Origin of the sequence: Ramlibacter monticola (assembly GCF_016722785.1) — a bacterium.
GTDB lineage: Bacteria > Pseudomonadota > Gammaproteobacteria > Burkholderiales > Burkholderiaceae_C > Ramlibacter > Ramlibacter monticola.
Genome location: NZ_JAEQNE010000001.1, coordinates 792,540 through 813,664, shown reverse-complemented (window position 1 = coordinate 813,664; position 21,125 = coordinate 792,540). Strand labels below are relative to the sequence as shown.

The following is a 21,125-nucleotide window of genomic DNA, read 5'->3' as shown; positions in this document are numbered from 1 at the left end:
GCCATGGAAGTGAAGCGCATCGGCCTGGTGGGCTACGGCGAGGTCGGCAAGATCTTCGCGGGCGGGCTCAAGCCCTTCGTGGGCGAGGTCGCGGCCTGGGACCTGAAGTTCGCCGATCCGGCGACCGCGGAGGCGGAGACGGGCCATGCGAGCCGCAACGGCATCGTCGCCTGCGCCTCCCTGCGCGCGCTGTGCGAGGCGAGCGATCTCGTGATCTCCGCCGTGACGGCGTCGAACACGCTCGCGGTCGCGGAGGAGGCGGCGCCCCTGCTGCGTTCCGGGGCGTTGTTCCTCGACCTGAATTCGGCTTCGCCCGGCACCAAGCAGAAGGCCGGCGCCGCCGTCGATGCGCGCGGCGCGCACTACGTCGAAGCGGGCGTGATGACTTCGGTGCCGCCCCATGGCGTGAAGGTGCCCATGCTGCTCGGGGGCGCGCAGGCCGCGCCGCTCGCGCAACTGCTGCAGTCCTGGGGCCTGGATGCCCGCGCCGTGAGCGAGAAGCTGGGCGTGGCCAGCGCGATCAAGATGTGCCGCAGCGTGATGATCAAGGGCCTGGAGGCGCTGGTGATCGAGAGCTACGCCACGGCGCGCGCCTATGGCGTGGAGGACCACGTGCTGCCCACGCTGCAGGAGACCTTCCCCGCGATCGACTGGAGCCGGCAGGGCGCGTACTTCTTCAGCCGCGTGGTGCAGCACGGCCAGCGCCGGGCCGAGGAGATGCGCGAGGCGGCGAACACGGTGCGCGAGGCCGGCTTCGAGCCCTTCATGGCGGCGGCGACCGCGGAGAAGCAGCAGTGGGTCGCCGACCAGGCGCGCGCGGGCGTGTTCCGCGACCTCCCCAAGGAGGCCTGCTGGCAGGACTACGCGGACGCCTTGTTGTGAGAACCTAGGGTTTATTCCAATTGCCGATTGCTCGACGTAAGTGCTTGGGCGTTGACGCCGATCAATGGCCGAGCACGGCCGCAGGCCTACGATGCTTGGCAGAAGAACAGGGGGGCCCAGCCTACCCTCACCTCAGGGCGTCTCCATCCCCTTGGCCCTGAGGATTTGCACGGCCCCGGTGCCGCGCAGGGCCGCCAGCAGCTCCCGGGCTGCGGCGGCCTCTTTCGTCTGGGCCGCCAACGCGCCCGCATACACCGTGTAGTTCTGGATCTCGGCGGGCAGCGGCCCCACCAGCACCGCCTCGGGCACGGCGAGGATCTCGCTGATCTGGTGGATGCCCAGGTCCGCGCTGCCGTCCACCACCCGCGTCGCCACCAGCCCGCCCGGCACCAGCACCGCCTTCGCCCGCACGATCGGGCCGATGCCCCAGCGTTCGAACAGGCCATCGAGGTAGATGCCGCTGGAGCCGCCTGCGGCCGGGTCGATGTACGCCACCGAGCGCGCATGGAGCACGGCCGAACGGAAGGCTTCCACGGTGGAGATGTCCGGCAGCGGCGCGCCGCGCCGCACGGCCACCCCGATCGCCACCTGCGCGAGCGGCACCGGCTCTTCCGCCGCGACCTGGCCGCCCTCGCGCAAAGGCTTCAGCGATGCGGGGCTGGAGAACACGAGGTCGAAGGCCTCGCCCCCGGCGATGCGCTTCTGCAGCGCGCCGGCCGTGTCGTTCTCGATGCGCAAACGATGGCCGGTCTGCTGCTCGAAGGCCGGCTGCAGCGCGACCAGCACGGGCTTGAAAGCGCCGGCCGAGAGCACCTTCAATTCGGCGGCGGCCGCGTGCGCCGCCACGACGCAGGCGAGGGGCAGGAGCAGCAGGCGGGAGATGCGCATCGTCGTTCTCCTTGGTGAGGTGACGGCCGCGGGTCGGTCGCCGCGTACTGTACGTCCGACGGCGGAGGGTCGCGAGAAGCGGCACCAAGGTGCCTTGTGACCGTTGGCGCGCTACAGCGCGTGCGCCACGACCCCGGGCGCCCGGGCGCGGATCAGGTCCAGCGTCGCCTTCTGCACCGGCGTGGCCGGCCGCTGCAGGCTGGTGGCCAGCGACAGCCGGATGCGCAGCGGCGGCGCGCCGATCGCCTGGGTCGAATAGGCGGACGGGCGCGGCGAATTGAGGACCGCATTGCGCGAGAGGATGGCGCAGCCGGCGCCATCGAGCACCAGGTCCAGGATGGCGGACACGCCGTCGATCTCCAGCACCACGTTCGGGCGGCAGCCGATGTCCGCCATCTCGGCCTCCACGTAGTTGCGGATCGCGTTCGGCCGGGTGGGGATCACCAGCGGCAGGCCGGCGACCTCGGCCAGGGTGATGGGGCCGGGCGGTGGATCCTCCTGCAGCCCCGGCGGGCGGGCGCGCACCAGCACTAGTTCCTCTTCCAGCAGCGGCGTCAGGTCGAGCTCACGCGAGGGCTGGGCGTTGTAGAGCACGGCGATGTCGAGCCGCCCGCTGACCAGCCCTTCCAGCAGCGCGCTGGACAGGCCCTCGCTGATCGAGAGGCGCGCTTCCGGCAACTGCTCGCGGAACGCGCGCGTCAGCGGCACGGTCAGTGCGCGCGCGATGCTGCTCGGCAGCCCGACCGCGACCCGGCCCGCGAGCCCCCCGCGCAGCCGGCCCAGGTCCTCCCGCGCCCGCTCGACCTGGTACAGGATGCCCCGTCCGTGCTCCAGCAGCAGCTTGCCCGCCTCGGTGGGCACGGCGCCGCGGCCGTTGCGCACCAGCAGGTTCTGGCGCAGCTCCACTTCCAGCAGGCGCACCTGGCGGCTCAGCGCCGGCTGGGCCACATCCAGCTCGATGGCGGCGCGCGTGAAGCTGCCCAGCTCGGCGACGCGAACGAAGTACTCCAGCTGCTTGAGGTCCATGAATCCGAATACCTTCCGGGGCATTATGCCGAACCGCTATAGCTGCTAGTGACGGTGTCCGCTGTTGCCGGCGCCGGCTCGTGCCCACAATCCGCGCCATGACTGCGACGCTCCAGGGAATCTCCTCGATGGCGACCCGCCAGGTGCTGACCGAACTGGCGCAAACCCACTCGCAACGCTCCGGCCTGAAGGTGCAGGTGGAGTCGGTCGGCGGCGTCGATGCCGCCAAGCGCGTCGCCGCCGGGGAGCCCTTCGACTTCGTCGTGCTCGCGGCCGACGCGATCGAAAAGCTGGCGGCGGGCGGCCAGGTGGTCGCGGGCAGCCGGGTGGACCTGGTCGATTCCGGCGTGGCCGTCGCCGTGCGGGCCGGCGCGCCGCGCCCCGACATCTCCAGCGAGGAAGCCCTCAAGCGCGCCGTGCTCGCCGCCCGCAACGTCGGCTATTCCACCGGCCCGAGCGGCGTCGCCCTGGTGAAGCTGTTCGAGCGCTGGGGCATCGCGCAGGACCTGCAAGGCAGGCTGGCGCAGGCGCCGCCCGGCGTGCCGGTCGGCGCGCTGGTGGCGCGCGGCGAGGTGGCCCTGGGCTTCCAGCAACTGAGCGAACTCATTCACCTGGAAGGCATCACCGTGGTCGGCCCGATGCCGATGGCCGTGCAGATCAACACCGTCTTCGCCGGCGCGCTGTGCGCCGCCTCGCGGCAGCCGGACGCCGTGCGCGCGCTGCTCGCCTTCATGGCCTCGCCCGATGCCGCCGCCGCCAAGCGCCGCAACGGCATGGAACCCGCCTGAGCTCCCCCAAGGAAACGACGACATGAGCATCATCATCGATTGCCACGGCCACTACACGACCGCGCCGAAGCAGCTGGAGGAATGGCGCAACCGGCAGGTCGCCGGCATCAAGGACCCGTCGCAGATGCCGAAGCTGTCGGAGCTGAAGATCGCCGACGACGACATCCGCGAATCCATCGTGAACAACCAGCTGCGCCTGATGAAGGAGCGCGGCAACGACATGACGCTGTTCTCGCCGCGCGCCAGCTTCATGGCGCACCACATCGGCGACTTCGAGGTCTCCAGCACCTGGGCGGCGATCTGCAACGAGCTGTGCCACCGCGTCGCGCAGCTGTTCCCGGAGCACTTCGTGCCGGTGGCGATGCTGCCGCAGTCGCCCGGCGTGGACCCGAGGACCTGCATCCCCGAGATGGAGAAGTGCATCCGCGACTACGGCGCGGTCGGCATCAACCTGAATCCCGATCCCTCCGGCGGCCACTGGAAGGAGCCGCCGCTCACGGACAAGTGGTGGTACCCCATCTACGAGAAGATGGTGGAGCACGACGTGCCCGCGATGATCCACGTGAGCACGAGCTGCAACGCGTGCTTCCACACCACCGGCGCGCACTACATCAATGCCGACACCACGGCGTTCATGCAGCTGATCCAGGGTGACCTGTTCAAGGACTTCCCGACGCTGCGCTTCATCGTCCCCCACGGCGGCGGCGCGGTCCCGTACCACTGGGGCCGCTACCGCGGGCTGGCGCAGGAGATGAAGAAGCCGCTGCTGGACACGCACGTGATGAACAACGTGTTCTTCGACACCTGCGTCTACCACCAGCCGGGCATCGACCTGCTGAACACGGTGATCCCGGTGAAGAACGTGCTGTTCGCCTCCGAAATGATCGGCGCGGTGCGCGGCATCGACCCCACCACGGGCAACTACTACGACGACACGAAGCGCTACATCGACGCGTCGACGATCCTGACCCCCGAAGACAAGCACGCGATCTTCGAAGCCAACACGCGCCGCGTCTTCCCGCGGCTGGACACGCTGCTCAAGAAACGCGGGAAATAAACCATATACCGAACGCAGAGGGCGCAAAGGATACGCAGAGGGCGCAGAAGCAATTCAAAAGGAATTCTTCTTGTGATTCTTCTGCGTCCTCTGCGTATCTTCTGCGACCTCTGCGTTCGGCTGTTCGGCTTGGCTGTTTGAATCCCTGGAGAACCAGACAATGTATGAACTAGGCGTCGTCTACCGCAACATCAAACGGGCGGACCGCGAAGTGGCCGATGCGCTGGCGAAGTTCGGCGCGTCCACCGTGCACGAGGCCATGGGCCGCGTCGGACTCATGAAGCCGTACATGCGACCGATCTACGCCGGCGCGCAGGTCTCCGGCACCGCCGTCACGGTGCTGCTGCATCCCGGCGACAACTGGATGCTGCACGTCGTGGCCGAACAGATCCAGCCCGGCGACATCGTCGTGGCGGCCTGCACCGCCGACAACACCGACGGCTTCTTCGGCGACCTGCTGGCGACCTCGTTCCAGGCTCGCGGCGCCCGCGCCCTGGTGATCGACGCCGGCTGCCGCGACGTGCGCACCCTCACCGAAATGGGCTTTCCTGTGTGGAGCAAGGCCATCAGCTCCAAGGGCACGGTCAAGTCCACGCTCGGTTCCGTGAACATCCCGGTGGTCTGCGCGGGCGCGCTGGTCACCCCCGGCGACGTGATCGTGGCGGACGACGACGGCGTGGTCTGCGTGCCCGCGGCCATGGCGAAGAAGGTGCTCGACGCCGCCGCAGCCCGCGAAGCCAACGAAGGCGAGAAGCGCGCCAAGCTGGCATCCGGCTTGCTGGGCCTCGACATGTACAAGATGCGCGAGGGCCTCGCGAAGGCGGGCCTGCGCTACATCGACTGAGCGCCGGCATGCTGCGTCGACGCATTCTCGCCGCTGGCGCTCTCGCGGCCGCCGTGGTCGCCGCCGGCTGCGCCCAGGTGCCCACCGGTGCGCCGGCGGAGGCGCGCGCCGCGCTGGCACCCACGGGGACGCTGCGCGTCGCGGTCTATCCGGGCAGCCCCAGCTCCATGGTCGTCGGCAGGAGCGGCGAGCGGGCGGGCGTCGCCTACGATCTCGGCGCCCTCGCCGCCAGGCGCCTGGGCGTGCCGGTGCAGTACGTCGAGATGCGCCGCGCCGCCGAGGTCTTCGACGTCGTGAAGTCCGGACAGGCCGACCTCACCTTCACCAACGCGAGCGAAGCCCGCCAGCGCGAGGCCGACTTCACGCCGCCGCTGGTGCGGCTGGAATCGGGCTACCTGGTCGCCGGCAATGCGCGCATCACCGACATGGCGCGCATCGACCAGCCGGGCCTGCGCGTGGGCGTGGCGGAGGGCGGCAGCTCGCACGCGACGCTCTCGCGCGAGCTGAAGCAGGCGCGCGTGCTGCCCGTCGCCTCGCTGGCGGCGGCGGCGCAGATGCTGCGAGCGGGCGAACTCGACGCCTTCGCCAGCAACAAGGCGATCCTGTTCGAGCTGGCCGACCAGGTGCCCGGCGCCCAGGTGCTGCCGGGCCGCTGGAGCCTGGAAAACCTGGCGCTGGCCGCGCCCAAGGGCCGCCCGCCCGCCGCCGCGGCCTGGCTGCGCGACTTCGGCGCCAGCCTGCGCGGCAGCGCCGAACTGCAATCCATGATCTCCCGGGCCGGCCTGCGTGGCACGGCGCCCGACTGAAGCCTGCCAAGGAGCAAGAATTGAATCCCACCCGCAGAACCGCCATCGCCCGCATGGGCGTCGCCCTCGCCGGCGCCTCCGCGGTGCCGCTGGCTGCGCACGCGCAGGCCGCCTGGCCCGAGCGCCCCGTCACCGTGGTCGTCGGCTATTCCGCCGGCGGCGCCGTCGACGCCGTGGCCCGCACGCTGGGCCAGGCGCTGTCCAAGGCCCTGGGCCAGCCCTTCGTGATCGAGAACCGGCCGGGCGCCGGCACCAACATCGCGGTCAAGTCCGTGATCGATGCCAAGCCCGACGGCTACACGCTGCTGATGGCCGCCAACGCCCTGGCCGCCAACATGGCCCTCTACAAGCCGCAACCCTTCGATGCGGAGAAGGACCTGGTGCCGGTGGCGCTGGTGGGCCGCGTGCCGGTCGTGATCGCCGCCAACGTCAACACCCCGTACACCAACATCAAGCAGGTGATCGAGGCCGCCAAGCAGAAGCCGAATTCGATCGCCTACGCCTCGCCGGGCAACGGCTCGACGCCGCACATGGCGGCGGAACTGTTCGCGCGCGCCGCCGGCATCGACCTGATGCACGTGCCTTACCGCGGCGGCGCCCAGGCCATCACCGACGTGATCGGCGGCCAGGTGCCGCTGCTGGCCATGAACGCGCTGGAGGTGAAGCCGCAGGTCGCGGGCGGCAAGCTCAAGGTGCTGGCCACCCTGACGCCGCAGCGCACGCCCATCTTCCCCGACGCGCCGACCATCTCCGAGATGGGCTTCCGGGGCTTCGAGGCCTCCGTCTGGTACGCCCTGATGGCGCCGGCGAAGACGCCGACGGCCGTGGTCGAGCGCCTGCACGCCGAGGTGCAGAAGGCGCTGCAGAGCCCCGAAGTGCGGGAGCGCATGACGGCCGTGGGCGGCGAAGTCCTGCCCGGCGACCGGCAGATGCTGGCCTCCCTGCTGCATTCCGAGCGCGTGCGCTACGACAAGCTGGTGCGCGACGCGAACATCAAGCCCGACTGACCCTGACCCCTTTCTTCCGACAACCGATGAAGCCTTCTGCCCTGTCCGTCTTCCGTCGCGCCGCGCTGGCCGCGTTCGCCCTCTCCGCGCTCTCCGGCCTGGCACAAGCCGAGGACTTTCCTTCGCGCCCGGTGCGCATCATCACGCCCTTCCCGGTGGGCAGCGGCCCCGAGGGCGTGACGCGCCTGGTGGCCGACAAGCTCTCGCGGATGTGGGGCAAGCCGGTGATCGTGGAGAACCGCCCTGGCGGCAACGGCTTCATCGCCATCGACGCGTTCAAGCGCGGCGCCACCGACGGCCACGACCTGATCCAGCTCGATAACGTGCACCTGTCGGCGTATCCCTCGCTGTTCAGGAAGCTGCCCTACGACGCGCAGAAGGACTTCGATCCGCTGCTGCCGCTGTTCAAGACCTACTTCTTCGTCACGACCGCCACCAACAGCAAGTACAGGAACGTGGCGGACCTCATCGCCGACGCGAAGGCCAACCCTGGCAAGCTGAACTACGGCTCCTGGTCGGTCGGCAACCCGGTGCACCTGGGCTCGGCGCTGTTCGACACGGTGAACGGCACCAGCATGCAGCACGTGATCTACAAGGAGACCACGCAGCTCTATACCGGCGTCGCCAACGGCGAACTGACGTACGCGCTAGGCAGCAGCGCGACCTCCGGCCCCCTCTACCGCGCCGGCAAGCTGAAGTACCTGGCCATCGCCGCGCCCAACCGCCTGCCCGCCTTCAAGGACGTGCCCACGGTGGCCGAGGCCGGCGGCCCGAAGAACTTCGAGGTGAGCGGCTGGACCGCCATCGCCGCGCCCAAGGGCCTGCCGAAGGAAGTGGCCGAGAAGATCCAGCGCGACATCGCCAGGGCCCTGGCCGAGCCGGACGTGAAGGAGAAGTTCCTCTCCTTCGGCTACGAGCCCTTCACCCCGACGCGCGAGCAGTTCAACGCCTACATCCAGTCGGAGACGGCGCGCTTCGCCGGCATCATCCGCACGGCCGGCGCCCAGCTGGATTGAGCAGGGGACCTCAATGAGCCAACCCACTTCCGGCGGATTCGAGAAGACGCCCGGCTGGCTGGACTGGTACGCCGGCCCCAGCAAGCCGAAGTTCCAGCTGCCCGCCAACAGCGTGGACGCGCACTGCCACGTGTTCGGCCCGGGCGACCGCTTCCCCTATGCGCCCGAACGCAAGTACACGCCCTGCGATGCCAGCAGGGAGCAGCTGTTCGCCCTGCGCAACCACCTGGGCTTCGCCAAGAACGTGATCGTGCAGGCCACCTGCCACGGCGCCGACAACCGCGCGCTGCTCGACGCGCTCACGCACTCCGGCAACCGCGCCCGCGGCGTGGTCACGGTCAAGCGCAGCGTGAGCGACGAGGAACTGCAGGCCATGCACCACGCCGGCGTGCGCGGCGTGCGCTTCAACTTCGTCAAGCGCCTGGTGGACTTCACGCCCAAGGACGAACTGATGGAGATCGCCGCGCGCATCGCACCGCTCGGCTGGCACGTGGTGATCTACTTCGAGGCGGTGGACCTGCCCGAGCTGTGGGACTTCTTCACCGCGCTGCCGACCACCGTGGTGGTCGACCACATGGGCCGGCCCGACGTGAGCAAGCCGGTGGACGGCCCCGAATTCGCGCTGTTCCTGAAGTTCATGCGCGAGCACCCGAACGTGTGGAGCAAGGTGAGCTGCCCCGAGCGCCTGTCGCTGGACGGCCCGCCGGCCCTCGACGGCGAGCGCGCCCCCTACCGCGACGTGGTGCCGTTCGCGCGCAAGGTGGTCGAGACCTTCCCGGACCGCGTGCTGTGGGGCACCGACTGGCCGCACCCGAACCTGAAGGGCCACATGCCGGACGACGGCCTGCTGGTGGATTTCATCCCGCACATCGCCGTCACGCCGGAGCTGCAGCGCAAGCTGCTGGTGGGCAACCCGAACCGGCTGTACTGGCCCGAAGAGATCGAAGGAAGCTGAGGCCATGAAGAAGGAATTCGTCTCCAGCGGTCTGGCCGCGGCCCTGGCCCTGCTGGCCGGCTGCACCGCGCCGGGCTTCCGTCCCGTCGCGGCGCCGGCACCGGCCACCACGCAGACGCCCATGGTCGCCAACCCGCAGGCGACCTGCGCCGCGCTGGCGGGCAAGACGATTCCGTTCACGGAGATCGGCTTCCCCAGCGGCAACGCTACCATCGATTCGGCGCAGTTGCAGGAGCCGACGCCGCTGGCGGTGTCGCAAGGCGCGCCGACGCCGGCGGCGTCCATCCGCGCGCCGCTGCCTCCGCGCTGCAAGGTGCTGGGCCGCATCGCGCCCATCGATCCGAACGCGCCCTTCATCCATTTCCAGGTCAACCTGCCGGTGCACTGGAACGGCCGCTCGGTGCAGTACGGGGGCGGCGGCTTCAACGGTACGCTGATCACCGGGGAGGCGCTGCTGCCCGCCGCGCGCTTCGGGGAGCCGGTGCCGCTGGCGCAGGGCTACGTCACCTACGGCACCGACTCGGGCCACCAGAACCGCGCCGGCGAGCCGCCGCAGTTCTTCGCGCTCAACAGCGAAGCACTGCTGAATTTCGCCCACGCCTCGTACAAGAAGGTGCGCGACGTGGCGGTGGCGGTCATGAAGGCCGCCTATGGCCGCGGCCCGGAGAAGCTGTATTTCGTCGGCAGCTCCGAGGGCGGCCGCGAAGGCCTGACGATGGCGCAGCGCTATCCGAACGACTTCGACGGCATCTTCAGCCGCGTGCCCGTGATCCACTGGACGGGCCTGCAGCACGCCGGCCTGCGCGACGGGCTCGCCCTCGCCAGCGGCGGCTGGATGAACCCGGCCCAGGTGAAGCTGGTGAACGACGCGGTGCTGGCCTCCTGCGACGCGGCGGACGGCGCGGCCGACGGCATCGTGTCCGACCCGGTCGGCTGCCGCGGGCGCTTCGACGTCGACAAGCTGCGCTGCACCGGCGCGCCGGCCGACAACTGCCTCACCGAGGCGCAGGTCCGCGCCGTGCGGACCCTGCACTCGCCGGTGGACCTCGGCGTGGACCTCGCGAACGGCTTGCGCAGCTACCCCGGCCGCGGGCCGAGCGGCGAGGCGATCCCGTCCTCCGGGCCCACCGGCGGCTGGCAGTCCTGGTGGACGGGCAGCCAGGCCCCGGCCTTCCCTCCGGTGCCGGCCAACGGCATCGCCTGGTTCTACGGCGCCGGCGCGATCCAGTTCTTCTACGCCGTCAGCCCCAACGTGGACCTGCGCACCTACAAGGCGGCGGACCACGCGAAGCGGGTGCGCGAGGTGTCGGACCTGATGGATTCGACCAACCCGGACCTGTCGGCCTTCCATCGCCGCGGCGGCAAGCTGATCGTGCTGGAGAACCTGGGCGACTACGCGCAGAGCCCGTACGCGGGCATCGACTACCACGACGCCGTCGTGCGGCGCATGGGCCGGGGTACGGTGGACCAGTTCTTCAGGCTCTACACGGCGCCCAACGTGGACCATGTGGGCACGGGCGCCCCGGCGAATGCCGACCTGTTCCCCGCGCTGGTCGCCTGGGTGGAGCAGGGCCGGGCACCGGCGGGTCTGGTGCTGGTCGAACAGGAAGCGAGGCCGCCGTTCGCGGTGAAGCGCAGCCGGCCCCTGTGCGAGTGGCCGCAGGTGCCGCGCTACCGCGGCGGTGACATGAACGCGGCAGGCAGCTTCGCCTGCGCGCAATAGACAGCAGAGAGGAGGACAGCCATGCCGCTGGACAAACCCTATGCCGGCATCCCCGGCACCACGATCTTCGACGCCGACCAGAGCCGCAAGGGCTACTGGCTCAACCAGTTCTGCATGTCCCTGATGAAGGCGGCCAACCGCGAGCGCTTCAAGAAGGACGAGCGCGCCTACCTGGACGAGTGGCCGATGAGCGAGGACCAGAAGCTGGCCGTGCTGGCGCGCGACCTCAATCGCTGCATCGCACTGGGCGGCAACATCTACTTCCTGGCCAAGATCGGCGCCACGGACGGCAAAAGCTTCCAGCAGATGGCCGGCTCCATGACCGGCATGAGCGAGGAGGCCTATCGCGACATGATGGTTTCCGGCGGGCGTTCCGCCGCCTGGGGCCGCGACACCGAGGAGAACAAGTAAGTGGCCCGCATCACCGCATCCGTCTACACCTCGCACGTGCCCGCCATCGGCGCGGCGCTGGACCTGGGCAAGACCCAGGAGCCGTACTGGCAGAAAGTCTTCGGCGGCTACGACTTCTCGCGCCAGTGGATGAAGGACAACCAGCCGGACGTCGTGTTCCTGGTCTACAACGACCACGCCACGGCCTTCAGCCTGGAGATGATCCCCACCTTCGCGATCGGCACCGCGGCCGAATTCCAGCCGGCCGACGAGGGCTGGGGCCCGCGCCCCGTGCCCAAGGTGATCGGCCATCCCGAGCTGGCCTCGCACATCGCGCACTCGGTGATCCAGCAGGACTTCGACCTGACCATCGTCAACAGGATGGACGTGGACCATGGGCTCACGGTGCCGCTGTCGCTGCTGTGCGGCCAGCCGAGGGAGTGGCCCTTCAAGGTGATCCCCTTCGCCGTCAACGTGGTGCAGTACCCGGTGCCCAGCGGCATGCGCTGCTTCCGGCTGGGGCAGGCGATCCGCAAGGCGGTGGAGAGCTTCGACGAGGACCTGAACGTGCAGATCTGGGGCACGGGCGGCATGAGCCACCAGTTGCAGGGCCCGCGCGCCGGCCTGATCAACAGGGAATGGGACAACCGCTTCCTGGACCGATTGATCGAGGATCCGGAAGGCCTGGCCGGCGTGCCGCACCTGGAGTACGTGCAGGAGGCCGGCAGCGAGGGCATCGAGCTGGTGATGTGGCTGATCGCGCGCGGCGCGATGGCCGACGTGGCCGGCGGCCCCAAGCCCACCGTGAAGCATCGCTTCTATCATGTGCCCGCATCGAACACCGCGGTGGGCCACCTGGTCCTGGAGAACGCAATATGACCCCCCCACGCTCCTCACTCCGTGTAGTCGCTGCCCCCCGAAGGGGCTCCAGCCTCCTTGAGGCGGCTCGGCGGAGGCTGGCATGAGCAAGACCGTCCGCATCGCACTCGCCGGCCCCGGCGCCTTCGGCATCAAGCACCTCGACGGGCTGAAGAACATCGACGGCGTGGAGATCACGTCCATCATCGGCCGCGAGCTGCCCAAGGCGCAGGAAGTCGCGCAGAAGTACGGCGCGAAGCACGTCACGAACAACCTCGACGAGGCGCTGGCGCGCCCGGACGTGGACGCGGTCATCCTGTGCACGCCGACGCAGATGCACGCGCAGCAGTCCATCGCCGCCATGAAGGCCGGCAAGCACGTGCAGGTGGAGATCCCGCTGTGCGACAAGCTGGACGAGGGCAGGGCCGTGGTGGAAATGCAGAGGAAGACGGGCCTGCTCGCCATGTGCGGCCACACGCGCCGCTTCAACCCGAGCCACCAGTACGTGCACAGGAAGATCCAGGCCGGCGAATTCAAGGTCTTGCAGATGGACGTGCAGACCTATTTCTTCCGCCGCACGAACATGAACGCGCTGGGCCAGCCGCGCTCCTGGACGGACCACCTGCTCTGGCACCACGCGGCGCACACGGTGGACCTGTTCCAGTACCAGACCGGCAGCCGCGTGGTGAAGGCGAACGCGATCCAGGGACCGATCCATCCGGACCTGGGGATCGCGATGGACATGAGCATCCAGCTGAAGACGGAGAGCGGCGCGATCTGCACGCTATCGCTGTCGTTCAACAACGAGGGGCCGCTGGGGACCTTCTTCCGCTACATCGGGGATACGGCCACGTACATCGCGCGCTACGACGACCTGTTCAACGGGAAGGAAGAGAAGATCGACGTGGCTAAGGTGGACGTGTCGATGAACGGGATCGAGCTGCAGGACCGGGAATTCGTCGCGGCGATCCGGGAGGGAAGGGAGCCGAATTCGAGCGTGGCCCAGGTGCTGGCTTGCTACGAGGTGCTGGACCAGCTGGAGCAGCAGCTTCGGTGACCGTCATTCCCCCGGAGGCGGGTTCGGCATCCCGGTGCCCGCGCTCCGGGGCCGATAGCGATCCTGGGCGTCGCGCCCGCGCCACGCCGCTCGATCCAGCGCGCCGCTCGACGCACCGCTGCTCATAAAAGCGGCAAGGAACTGCAAGCCGCGCCGATACAGGCGCCCCCGGACAAGCGGGGCGGTTTTCCACAGCCTTCTCCACGCGGCCTGTGAAGTCCCCTGGGCAACACCTGTGGTAAGGCGTCAGGCGCGCCGCCGGGTTGGCGTCGCCCTCGATGCGCAGCCGATCACCGGCTGCTGCACTCCGCAGGCAAGAAGCAAAGGGCGGTCGCGCCACCAATCCCATCAACGCGAGTGCCTCCGCATTCGCGCTGTCGTTCGCTTGACTGCCGTGCAGGCTGGCGCCAGCATGGGAGCGATGCGAACCCCGGTCCTGCAACGCCGTCGACTGCTCGTGCTTTCCGCTTTTCTTCCCGCGCTTCGCGCGCAAGCCGTACCGCCCGGGCAACGCTGGTACGAGGCCGCGGAGGCCATGCGGCGCCTGGCGCTGAGTTGGGGCGACCAGCCCTATGGGGCCGTTGTCGTGCAGGGCGATCGCATCGTCGGGAAGGGGCCCAGCCGCGTAATCCAGCGCAAGGACCCGAACGCGCATGCCGAACGCGAGGCGATTCGCGACGCCCGCGAGCGGTTCGGTGCGGAAGTGCTCCGCGGCGCCGTGCTCTATTCGACGTCGCGACCGTGCGCCTGGTGCGAAGCGGCTGCCGCCGAAGCAGGCATTGCCCGGATGATTCATGGTGCCGACCTGCAGGATGCTGGTGCGCCAGTCCGATGAGTTTGGACGGATGGCTGTCGCGAGGCCGTTGCCCTTCGCTCGGACCCGGGTCCTCCTGCTTGATCCTCGCACCTTCCGGGGCTTGAAGGCCGGCTTTTCCAGGTTTGCCGTCATGGGCGTCCATGACGTCAGCAAGGCAGGGCCTTCCAAGGCAAAGGCAACGACCCCCGGGGCGACGTACACGATGAACGTCACCACGGTCCGGCTGGGGTGGGGGCTGGTGGACGTGGACGGCGTCAAGGCAGAGAATTTGCTGGGCGTGGGAGCCGTGTACACACTGTCGAAGCGGACCAGCCTGTACGCCGATTTCGCGCACAAGATCTTCCCGACGCAGTCCGCCAACACGTACGGGCTTGGAATCGCGCACGGCTTCTGAGAAGGCCCGTGTCTCCAGGGGAGATCGGGATCCTGGCTGCCTTCGGCCGTGGAGGCTGCTTACGCCTGCAGCCTCTTCGCTTCCATCGGGTCCAGCCCGTACATGTCGGCGAACTCGGCAACCGTCTTGCCGCTGGCCTTGAAGGCGTTTTGCAGGGCCTCGCGACGCGCGCTCCTTTGCGCCACCATCGACAGGGCGTCTTCCAGCATGGAATGCACCTTGTCATCGGGCGAGGTGAAGCGCTCGCGGTAGGCTTCGCGGCTCAGGCCGGATGCCTCGATCGCCGCCGCCAGTTGTGCAACTGCACGCTGGCGGGCCTGCTCCGGCGCCTTGCCGCTGCGGCGCTTGTACAGCTCCAGGATGGCGTGATGCACATGCTCCGGCGCCACGGGCTCCACTGGCTTGCCTTGCAGGTCGTGGCGCGCCAGGCCGGAGGCCACGGCCTCGATGTAGCGTGTCGAGCGCGTGTGCAGCCCGAGCGCCACCTTGAGCTCCGCCGCAGGCAACGCCTCCGCATGCGCCGCCACGAGGTCTTCGAAGACGCCGACCTTGAGGGGAAGAAACCGGGCACCGAACATCCCGGGGTAAAGCTCGAACAGCTTTTGCAGGAGGGGGTGCACTGGCCGGGGCGCCTTGCGTGAGGCGGGCTGGGCACGCGATGCGGGAGAAGTGACGGTCGTGTCTTGGTTCATGGTCTGTTCTTGGTCGACGGGCGCGAGCACGTTGCGGTTGGTGCCTTCGTCAGCCGGGCTGTGCCCGCCGTGTTGCATTGGCTCCCGATTTTCCTGTGATCGCGCGCCGCAGGGGCTCATGTTGCTCCTGCGCGTCTGGCGTGTGCCAGGCGGCCGCGTGACGCACGCAAAGCGCTTGCGCGCCGGGATAACGGGGTCAATGTAATGGCAATGGTGGCAGGCGGCTCGAATGCGCGCCGTCAGCCGGGCGAGCTTGCTTCGCATCGCGAGGAGGTTCTTCGCCCGCAGCCACAGTCTAGCCCGGCTCGGCGTGGAGATGACGCGCGACGTCGCACTGCGCCCCATGTGCGGGACGCGCATTCGAGACACGAGTCTCGAGTCAGGCGCCGCCCTGCGGCGAAGGACGGCCCGTCTACATTGGCGGTGCGAACCCGTTGCGCCCCACCAGCACGCGCAAGGCCGTCGGCTTGGCGTCCTTTTCCTGGGCGGTCACCATGACGCGTGCGCCGGGCACGAGCAGGGCTTTCTCGTCTTCCTTCCCCGGCTTGAAGGTCACCACCGGCACGTTGGCGGGAACAATGACGGTTTTTTCCCCGCCCTTGTAGCGCAGCGTCAGCTTCTGCCCGCCCGGAACGGATGCCGGGGCGGCAGCGAGGTCTGCCACCGTGGCGTTCGTCATGGTGCTTTGCGGCTGGAGATCCCACGGGTAGTGTCCCTCCCCGGTGCCGCGCGCCGACTCCGGAAAGACCAACACCTCCAGCGCCAGTTGCGTGCCGTCTGGCTGCGGCATGGCGGCGGTGCCAACGAAGTTGCCCGGCTTGATGTCTGCCAGGTTGATCGGCACGACCTCGATCACGCCCATATCCGCCGGGCGCACGAGGGTGATGGTCTCGCCGCTGCGCTCCTTGACGGTCAGCGTCACGGCGTCGACTTTCTCGATCGTGCCGCGCAGGCGCACGGTCGGCGTGGCGGGCGGCGCCGTTTGCGCCAGGGCCAGGGTGGTGGAGAGGACACCCAGGGCGATGAGGAGCGGTTTGAACATGGAAACCTCCCGAGTCGGAGGCCGAAATGTGGCTTATGCGAGGGCGCAGTGCAAGAGCCCTCACCGGACTGCTCGTCATCTCTGCTGTACGCCCGCACCGATGGGGCTCGCGCAGGCTCACCACCCCTCCTGCCGAAACAGGACTCAGGGTCGGAAGCAGAAGTCGCATTCAGTCCCGCTGCGCGGACCACGCTCGGCTCCAGACCAGGAGTCCCTACGCGCAGCGAGTGACCGCTGTTGCTTAAGAAGTTGTCCTAGGCGGGCGCCCGGATTCAAGCCGGCGGTCGCGACTGGCGAACGGCGACACCTGCCTGCTGCAGAATGGGATCGCGTGCGCACCGGTCAAGGCGAAGGTGCGCGTCCATCCGTCACTCACCCGGAAGGAGTCCCGCGATGTCCCTGATGCCTTCTCTAGTTCGCGGGCTGGCCGCTGCGCTGCTGAGCGCCGCGATCAGCGTCGCCGCGCAGACCGCGCAGACCGCGCAGACCGCGCAGACCGCGCAGACCGCGCAGACCGCGCCGAAGCCTAACGTCGTGGTGCTTGCCACCGGGGGCACCATCGCCGGCGCCGGCGCCAGCGCGGCCAACAGTGCCACCTACCAGGCTGCCAAGGTGCCGGTCGACAAGCTGATCGCCGGCGTCCCCGAACTCGCCGACGTCGCCAACCTGCGGGGCGAGCAGGTGTTCCAGATCGCGTCGGAGAGCTTCACCAACGACCGCTTGCTGACGCTCGGCAAACGCGTCTCGGCGCTGGCAAAGGACCCGGGCGTGGACGGCATCGTCATCACCCACGGCACCGACACGCTCGAGGAGACGGCGTTCTTCCTGACGCTGACCGTGCACACCGACAAGCCGATCGTCGTGGTCGGGTCGATGCGCCCGGGCACCGCGATGTCGGCCGATGGCACACTGAACCTGTACGACGCGGTCGTCGCCGCGGGTGACAAGTCCTCGCGCGGCAAGGGCGTGCTCGTGGTCATGAACGACGACATCCTGAGCGGCCGCGACGCGAGCAAGCGCATCAACATCAAGACCAGCGCGTTCGGCAGCCAGTGGGGCGCGCTCGGCTCGGTCGTCGAAGGCAGGACCTACTGGTTCCGCGCCCCCGTCAAGCGCCACACCAACGCGAGCGAATTCGACATCGACCGCATCGACGGCCTGCCGACGGTGGCGATCGTCTACGGCTCGGGCGAGATGGGCACCTGGGGCGCCGAGGCCGCGGTGAAGGCCGGCGCGAAGGCGATCGTGCACGCCGGCACCGGCAACGGCTCGGTCCCCGACTACGAGGTCGAGACACTGCGCCGACTGCGCGCCGGCGGCGTGCACATCATCCGCTCGGCACGCGTTCCCGACGGGTTCGTGCTGCGAAATTCCGAGCAGCCTGACGACAAGTACGACTGGGTCGTGGCGCACGACCTGAACCCGCAGAAGGCCAAGATCCTCGCCGCGCTGGCGCTGACCCGCACCAACGACACGAAGGAACTGCAACGCATCTTCTGGGAATACTGAGCGTCGCATCCGATGGCTGCAGGCCAGACCGCGCGCCTGCACATCTGGCACACGGCTTGGATGCTGGATCAGGGGCACCGCTGCAACTTCGAATCGAGCCGCGCCAAGGTGGTGTGCTCGGAAGCCGAGTGGCGCGTGGTCGACCGCTGCGTGCAGGTCCTCGGTGGCCAGGGCGTCACCGGCGAGACGGCGGTGATGCGGATCTTCATGGACATGCGCGCCTTCCGCATCTACGACGGCCCCAGCGAGGTGCACCGCTGGAGCATGGCGCGCAAGCTCGTGTCAGGCGGCGGCGCGGCAGCCTGAAGCCTTGGCGGAACTGCCGGCGCGGAGCGCGCATCGGTACGGCCATCGGCGTCGTCGCCTCGCGGGAGGTGCGGATCTACGCTACCCGCCCCTGGCGCGAGGAGGTCCCATGCGACACGATTCCATGGCCGCCGCCTTCCCATCAAGCTGGACTCGACTCCAACGCCGACGGCGCGCCGATGTCGCTGGCGACACGAGACCCTGGGGCGCCTACGGAGCCTCGTACTGCCCCGCGGGCGGCGCAGGTGGCGTGCGGGATTCCTGCTTCTGCCTGGCAGCCGGGTCGTACAGCACTGTGCCCGTGCCCACTCCGGCGCCAACGCGTGCCGGGCCGCTGCCAATCGGCGCGCTGGCGCCCACGCCCACTCCGGCACCGACCTGTCCGTCCTGGTTGACACCGACACCCACGCCCACGGGGCCCGCGCCGGTCCCGATGCCTGCCGAGACGCCTCCCGGGCCGACACCGACGCCGATCGAGAAGGGACCGACCGGGATGCCGATGCCGACGCCGGCAGAGCAGCCGGCCAGCAGCGCAGGCGCGAGAAGAAGAGCGGCCAGCGAGAGGTGTGGCATGGAGTTCATTCTAGGAGGGCAGGCACCACGCGCGTCGCCGATTTCCCTGTCAGCGCACCGGGTTCTCCAGCGCGCCGCTCCCGCCTCCGGGCCAAACGCAGGCACTCCGACGGCCTATCCTCTTGAGCGGACCTCCGCTCCCGACGGGATCGTCGGCGGTGCGGCGTTCAGGGTCTCGATCGCAAAACCGGCGGCCGCCTTGTACCGGGCCATGTAGGCCTCCCGCTCCGCTGCCGGGATGACCTGATCGATGTCGTCGAACACCCCGCCGCAGCGCTCGTCGACGAGCCCCAGCAAGCCGAAGGGCCCGGAGCCCCGATTGCGCAGGACCAGCGCCGAAATTTCGGCGCAGAGCTTCTGGTCGTAGCTGCGCAGCGCTTTCACACCCACGCCGTGCTGCACCAGAGCCGCGCCCAGCACGCGCGCGTCGACGATCGCCTGGCTGGCACCGTTGGACCCCACCGGATACATCACGTGTGCCGCGTCGCCGAGCAGGGCGACGCGCCCGTCGACCCAGGTCGGCACCGGGTCGCGATCGATCATGGGGTATTCGAACACCTCCGTTGCCCCGAACAGCATGGACGGAACATCGAGCCAGCCGAAATCCCACCCGTCGAAGTGATGGGCGAAGTCCGCAAGCTGCACGCGCCGATTCCAATCGCCCTGCGTCCACCCGTCCCGGTTGTCGACCGTGATCTCCGCGATCCAGTTGATGGTGGCGAGCCCGGTGGCGGGATCGGGTTGCGAGATCGGGTAGAAAACCACGCGGTGGCGGAGGCTTCCCACGCCCACGAAGGATGCGCCGGAGCGGATGGGAACGCCCGGCGTGGTGCCGCGCCACATGATCGCGCCTCCCCAGCGGATCGGCGGTTGCGTCGGGTGCATCTGGGCGCGGACGGCCGAATGCAATCCGTCCGCAGCCACGAGGAGGCATCCGCGGACCTCCTGCGTCGCCCCGTCGCGTGCCCGGACCGTCGCGACGACGCCGTCCGGTTCATTGCGGTAGGCGAGCACGCGGTGCCCGAGCTTCACCGCCTGCGGGCCCAGCCGCTCCAGCACGGTACGGTACAACAGCATCTGCAGCTTGCCGCGGTGAACCGAATATTGTGGCCAGCGATAGCCGGCGAGGAGCCCGCGCGGCTCGCTGTAGACATCCTTGCCGTTGCGTCCGACCAGGGCCCATTCCCGCGCCTGGATGCCGATCCTGTCGAGTGCGGCGGCGTCGAGGCCCAGGTCGAAGAGTTCGCGGACCGCATTGGGTTGCAGGTTGATGCCGACGCCCAGGGGCTGCAGGTCCCCTACCGCCTCGAAGACGACGCAGGGAACGCCGATCTGGTGCAGCGTGAGCGCCAGGCTCAGGCCGCCGATGCCGCCGCCGGCGATGAGAACGGGGGGCTGCGGGAGCGAAGGGGCGGGCGCGTCGGTCATGGGCGGATTGTCCGTCATCGTTCGCAGGCATCGAGGACAGGGGCTGGGCATCAGTGGATGCGCGTGAAGCCCAATCGCCGCTTCCGGGCCATCACCAGACATCCCTTGCGAAGCGATGCACGGCTCTCATCAGTTTGAAGACGTGCACTGGACTCCTGAAAGGCTCACCGAGTTCCAAACCCGATCCTTGCGAGCTCGGCGGCGTCGCGATCAGTCGCTGTGCTTGCTGCAGGCCACCGGGGCGGAGAACATTGCGGCAACACTTCGCCGAAGGACAGTACAGAAGCGGTGCGGAGATGGGTCTAGCGCGTAGCGGCGGTGTCCTTCGGTCGTAACGGCTCCTTCGGGTCGGGAACCGGACATCGCAAGGTGGGAGGGGCGCTTTGCCGCTCGGTTCAACCATGAGTGGGGTAGAAAGACCGCGGAGCGGGAGAAATGCATGACCGAGGATACGCGTTGGACACCCGTCACCTTCGAGAACTGCCACGCCATCGCCGGGCCGTTCTATCACGGCACTGCTGCGGTGCTCCAGCCCGGCGATCTGCTGAGGCCGGGCTTCGAATCCAACTATCAAAAGGGACGGATTTCCAACCACATCTACTTCACTTCCGTGGTTGCCAGCCTGGCAGCGCAAGTCGCCGCCGCACTGGCCGGAATCGAGGGCCGAGGGCATGTGTACCTCGTGCAGCCCACGGGCCCGTTCGAGGACGACCCCAACGTCACGAACAAGCGCTTCCCAGGGAATCCCACGAAGTCCTACCGAAGCAGGCACGCCCTGCGCATCATCCGTGAGGTGGAGGAATGGGAGGAGCACAGCCAGGACGTCATCAAGCGGATGCTCGACGGGATCGCGGCGCTCCGAGCGCAGGGCCGAGACCTCATCGAGGACTAGCGGCGCGGTGCGTCTGGCGTAGCGGCGCAAGTGGTAGCACCCATTTCGGGCATGTCCACTTTTCGCGAGGCGGACGCGCAGTGCACACGATGTTCGTCGCCGACGGTTGGGCAGACGAGACGCGATAGGGGGCGCCCGCTCGCCGGGCCGCGGCGGCGGCCACGAAGTACTCCCG

Annotated in this window: 22 protein-coding genes and 1 pseudogene; 17 read left to right on the top strand and 6 right to left on the bottom strand. The window is 68.9% G+C overall.

The window, feature by feature from the left end; genetic code table 11:
* Positions 1 to 3: 3 nt before the first annotated feature.
* The gene (locus JJ685_RS03795) at positions 4 to 882 is read left to right on the top strand and encodes an NAD(P)-dependent oxidoreductase (RefSeq protein ID WP_201672833.1); all 879 of its coding nucleotides are present in this window, start codon (positions 4 to 6) and stop codon (positions 880 to 882) included.
* Between the two features lie 132 nt (positions 883 to 1,014).
* Here JJ685_RS03795 and JJ685_RS03790 read toward each other — a convergent pair whose 3' ends face one another.
* Together JJ685_RS03790 and JJ685_RS03785 are read right to left on the bottom strand one after the other, a co-directional pair.
* A complete protein-coding gene (locus tag JJ685_RS03790; protein WP_201672832.1) occupies positions 1,015 to 1,770 on the bottom strand; it encodes a molybdate ABC transporter substrate-binding protein in 756 nt (251 codons plus the stop codon).
* A gap of 111 nt (positions 1,771 to 1,881) precedes the next feature.
* Positions 1,882 to 2,796: a LysR substrate-binding domain-containing protein gene (locus JJ685_RS03785; RefSeq protein WP_201672830.1), complete on the bottom strand. Its 915-nt coding sequence runs from the start codon at positions 2,794 to 2,796 to the stop codon at positions 1,882 to 1,884.
* Between the two features lie 98 nt (positions 2,797 to 2,894).
* Between JJ685_RS03785 and JJ685_RS03780 the strand changes: the two genes are divergently transcribed.
* The 13 genes from JJ685_RS03780 to JJ685_RS03720 all read left to right on the top strand — a co-directional run bounded on the left by JJ685_RS03780 (position 2,895) and on the right by JJ685_RS03720 (position 14,508).
* Positions 2,895 to 3,584, top strand: a complete 690-nt coding sequence (locus tag JJ685_RS03780) for a substrate-binding domain-containing protein (RefSeq protein WP_201672828.1) — start codon at positions 2,895 to 2,897, stop codon at positions 3,582 to 3,584.
* A gap of 22 nt (positions 3,585 to 3,606) precedes the next feature.
* The gene (locus tag JJ685_RS03775) at positions 3,607 to 4,641 is read left to right on the top strand and encodes an amidohydrolase family protein (RefSeq protein ID WP_201672826.1); all 1,035 of its coding nucleotides are present in this window, start codon (positions 3,607 to 3,609) and stop codon (positions 4,639 to 4,641) included.
* A 160-nt stretch (positions 4,642 to 4,801) separates the two neighbouring features.
* Positions 4,802 to 5,485: a 4-carboxy-4-hydroxy-2-oxoadipate aldolase/oxaloacetate decarboxylase gene (ligK, locus tag JJ685_RS03770; protein ID WP_201672825.1), complete on the top strand. Its 684-nt coding sequence runs from the start codon at positions 4,802 to 4,804 to the stop codon at positions 5,483 to 5,485.
* Between the two features lie 8 nt (positions 5,486 to 5,493).
* Positions 5,494 to 6,291: a transporter substrate-binding domain-containing protein gene (locus tag JJ685_RS03765; protein ID WP_201672823.1), complete on the top strand. Its 798-nt coding sequence runs from the start codon at positions 5,494 to 5,496 to the stop codon at positions 6,289 to 6,291.
* 20 nt (positions 6,292 to 6,311) lie between these two features.
* A complete protein-coding gene (locus JJ685_RS03760) occupies positions 6,312 to 7,298 on the top strand; it encodes a Bug family tripartite tricarboxylate transporter substrate binding protein (RefSeq protein WP_236598669.1) in 987 nt (328 codons plus the stop codon).
* Between the two features lie 26 nt (positions 7,299 to 7,324).
* Positions 7,325 to 8,314 carry a Bug family tripartite tricarboxylate transporter substrate binding protein gene (locus JJ685_RS03755; RefSeq protein WP_201672817.1) on the top strand — a complete coding sequence of 330 codons (990 nt, stop codon included), beginning with the start codon at positions 7,325 to 7,327 and terminating at the stop codon, positions 8,312 to 8,314.
* A gap of 13 nt (positions 8,315 to 8,327) precedes the next feature.
* Positions 8,328 to 9,269, top strand: coding sequence for an amidohydrolase family protein (locus JJ685_RS03750; protein WP_201672815.1), 942 nt, complete (start codon positions 8,328 to 8,330; stop codon positions 9,267 to 9,269).
* Positions 9,270 to 9,273: 4 nt separating this feature from the next.
* The gene (locus tag JJ685_RS03745) at positions 9,274 to 10,992 is read left to right on the top strand and encodes a tannase/feruloyl esterase family alpha/beta hydrolase (RefSeq protein WP_201672814.1); all 1,719 of its coding nucleotides are present in this window, start codon (positions 9,274 to 9,276) and stop codon (positions 10,990 to 10,992) included.
* 21 nt (positions 10,993 to 11,013) lie between these two features.
* Positions 11,014 to 11,403, top strand: coding sequence for a protocatechuate 4,5-dioxygenase subunit alpha (gene ligA, locus JJ685_RS03740; RefSeq protein ID WP_201672810.1), 390 nt, complete (start codon positions 11,014 to 11,016; stop codon positions 11,401 to 11,403).
* On the top strand, positions 11,404 to 12,261 hold the full coding sequence (locus JJ685_RS03735; protein ID WP_201672809.1) for a class III extradiol dioxygenase subunit beta: 858 nt from the start codon (positions 11,404 to 11,406) through the stop codon (positions 12,259 to 12,261).
* A gap of 82 nt (positions 12,262 to 12,343) precedes the next feature.
* On the top strand, positions 12,344 to 13,297 hold the full coding sequence (locus JJ685_RS03730; protein ID WP_201672806.1) for a Gfo/Idh/MocA family oxidoreductase: 954 nt from the start codon (positions 12,344 to 12,346) through the stop codon (positions 13,295 to 13,297).
* Positions 13,298 to 13,718: 421 nt separating this feature from the next.
* Positions 13,719 to 14,132, top strand: a complete 414-nt coding sequence (locus JJ685_RS03725; RefSeq protein WP_201672805.1) for a deaminase — start codon at positions 13,719 to 13,721, stop codon at positions 14,130 to 14,132.
* Positions 14,092 to 14,508: a porin gene (locus tag JJ685_RS03720; RefSeq protein ID WP_201672804.1), complete on the top strand. Its 417-nt coding sequence runs from the start codon at positions 14,092 to 14,094 to the stop codon at positions 14,506 to 14,508. The genes JJ685_RS03725 and JJ685_RS03720 overlap by 41 nt, the downstream gene beginning before the upstream one ends.
* Positions 14,509 to 14,567: 59 nt before the next feature.
* Here the strand turns inward: JJ685_RS03720 and JJ685_RS03715 are convergent, their stop codons facing one another.
* Together JJ685_RS03715 and JJ685_RS03710 are read right to left on the bottom strand one after the other, a co-directional pair.
* The gene (locus JJ685_RS03715) at positions 14,568 to 15,464 is read right to left on the bottom strand and encodes a ProQ/FINO family protein (protein WP_236598668.1); all 897 of its coding nucleotides are present in this window, start codon (positions 15,462 to 15,464) and stop codon (positions 14,568 to 14,570) included.
* Between the two features lie 148 nt (positions 15,465 to 15,612).
* Positions 15,613 to 16,242 (bottom strand): hypothetical protein, encoded by a 630-nt coding sequence (locus tag JJ685_RS03710; protein ID WP_201672803.1) that lies wholly within the window; start codon positions 16,240 to 16,242, stop codon positions 15,613 to 15,615.
* 402 nt (positions 16,243 to 16,644) lie between these two features.
* Between JJ685_RS03710 and JJ685_RS03705 the strand changes: the two genes are divergently transcribed.
* Together JJ685_RS03705 and JJ685_RS03700 are read left to right on the top strand one after the other, a co-directional pair.
* Positions 16,645 to 17,751, top strand: coding sequence for a type II asparaginase (locus tag JJ685_RS03705; RefSeq protein WP_408015458.1), 1,107 nt, complete (start codon positions 16,645 to 16,647; stop codon positions 17,749 to 17,751).
* 27 nt (positions 17,752 to 17,778) lie between these two features.
* Positions 17,779 to 18,057 (top strand): annotated as a pseudogene (locus tag JJ685_RS03700) (acyl-CoA dehydrogenase family protein); the annotation flags it as partial.
* A gap of 210 nt (positions 18,058 to 18,267) precedes the next feature.
* Here JJ685_RS03700 and JJ685_RS03695 read toward each other — a convergent pair.
* Together JJ685_RS03695 and JJ685_RS03690 are read right to left on the bottom strand one after the other, a co-directional pair.
* Positions 18,268 to 18,639: a hypothetical protein gene (locus JJ685_RS03695; RefSeq protein WP_408015448.1), complete on the bottom strand. Its 372-nt coding sequence runs from the start codon at positions 18,637 to 18,639 to the stop codon at positions 18,268 to 18,270.
* A gap of 105 nt (positions 18,640 to 18,744) precedes the next feature.
* The gene (locus JJ685_RS03690; RefSeq protein ID WP_201672801.1) at positions 18,745 to 20,058 is read right to left on the bottom strand and encodes a flavin-dependent oxidoreductase; all 1,314 of its coding nucleotides are present in this window, start codon (positions 20,056 to 20,058) and stop codon (positions 18,745 to 18,747) included.
* Positions 20,059 to 20,497: 439 nt separating this feature from the next.
* Here JJ685_RS03690 and arr point away from each other — a divergent pair, with 439 nt between their 5' ends.
* A complete protein-coding gene (gene arr / locus JJ685_RS03685) occupies positions 20,498 to 20,950 on the top strand; it encodes an NAD(+)--rifampin ADP-ribosyltransferase (RefSeq protein WP_201672800.1) in 453 nt (150 codons plus the stop codon).
* Positions 20,951 to 21,125: the final 175 nt, after the last annotated feature.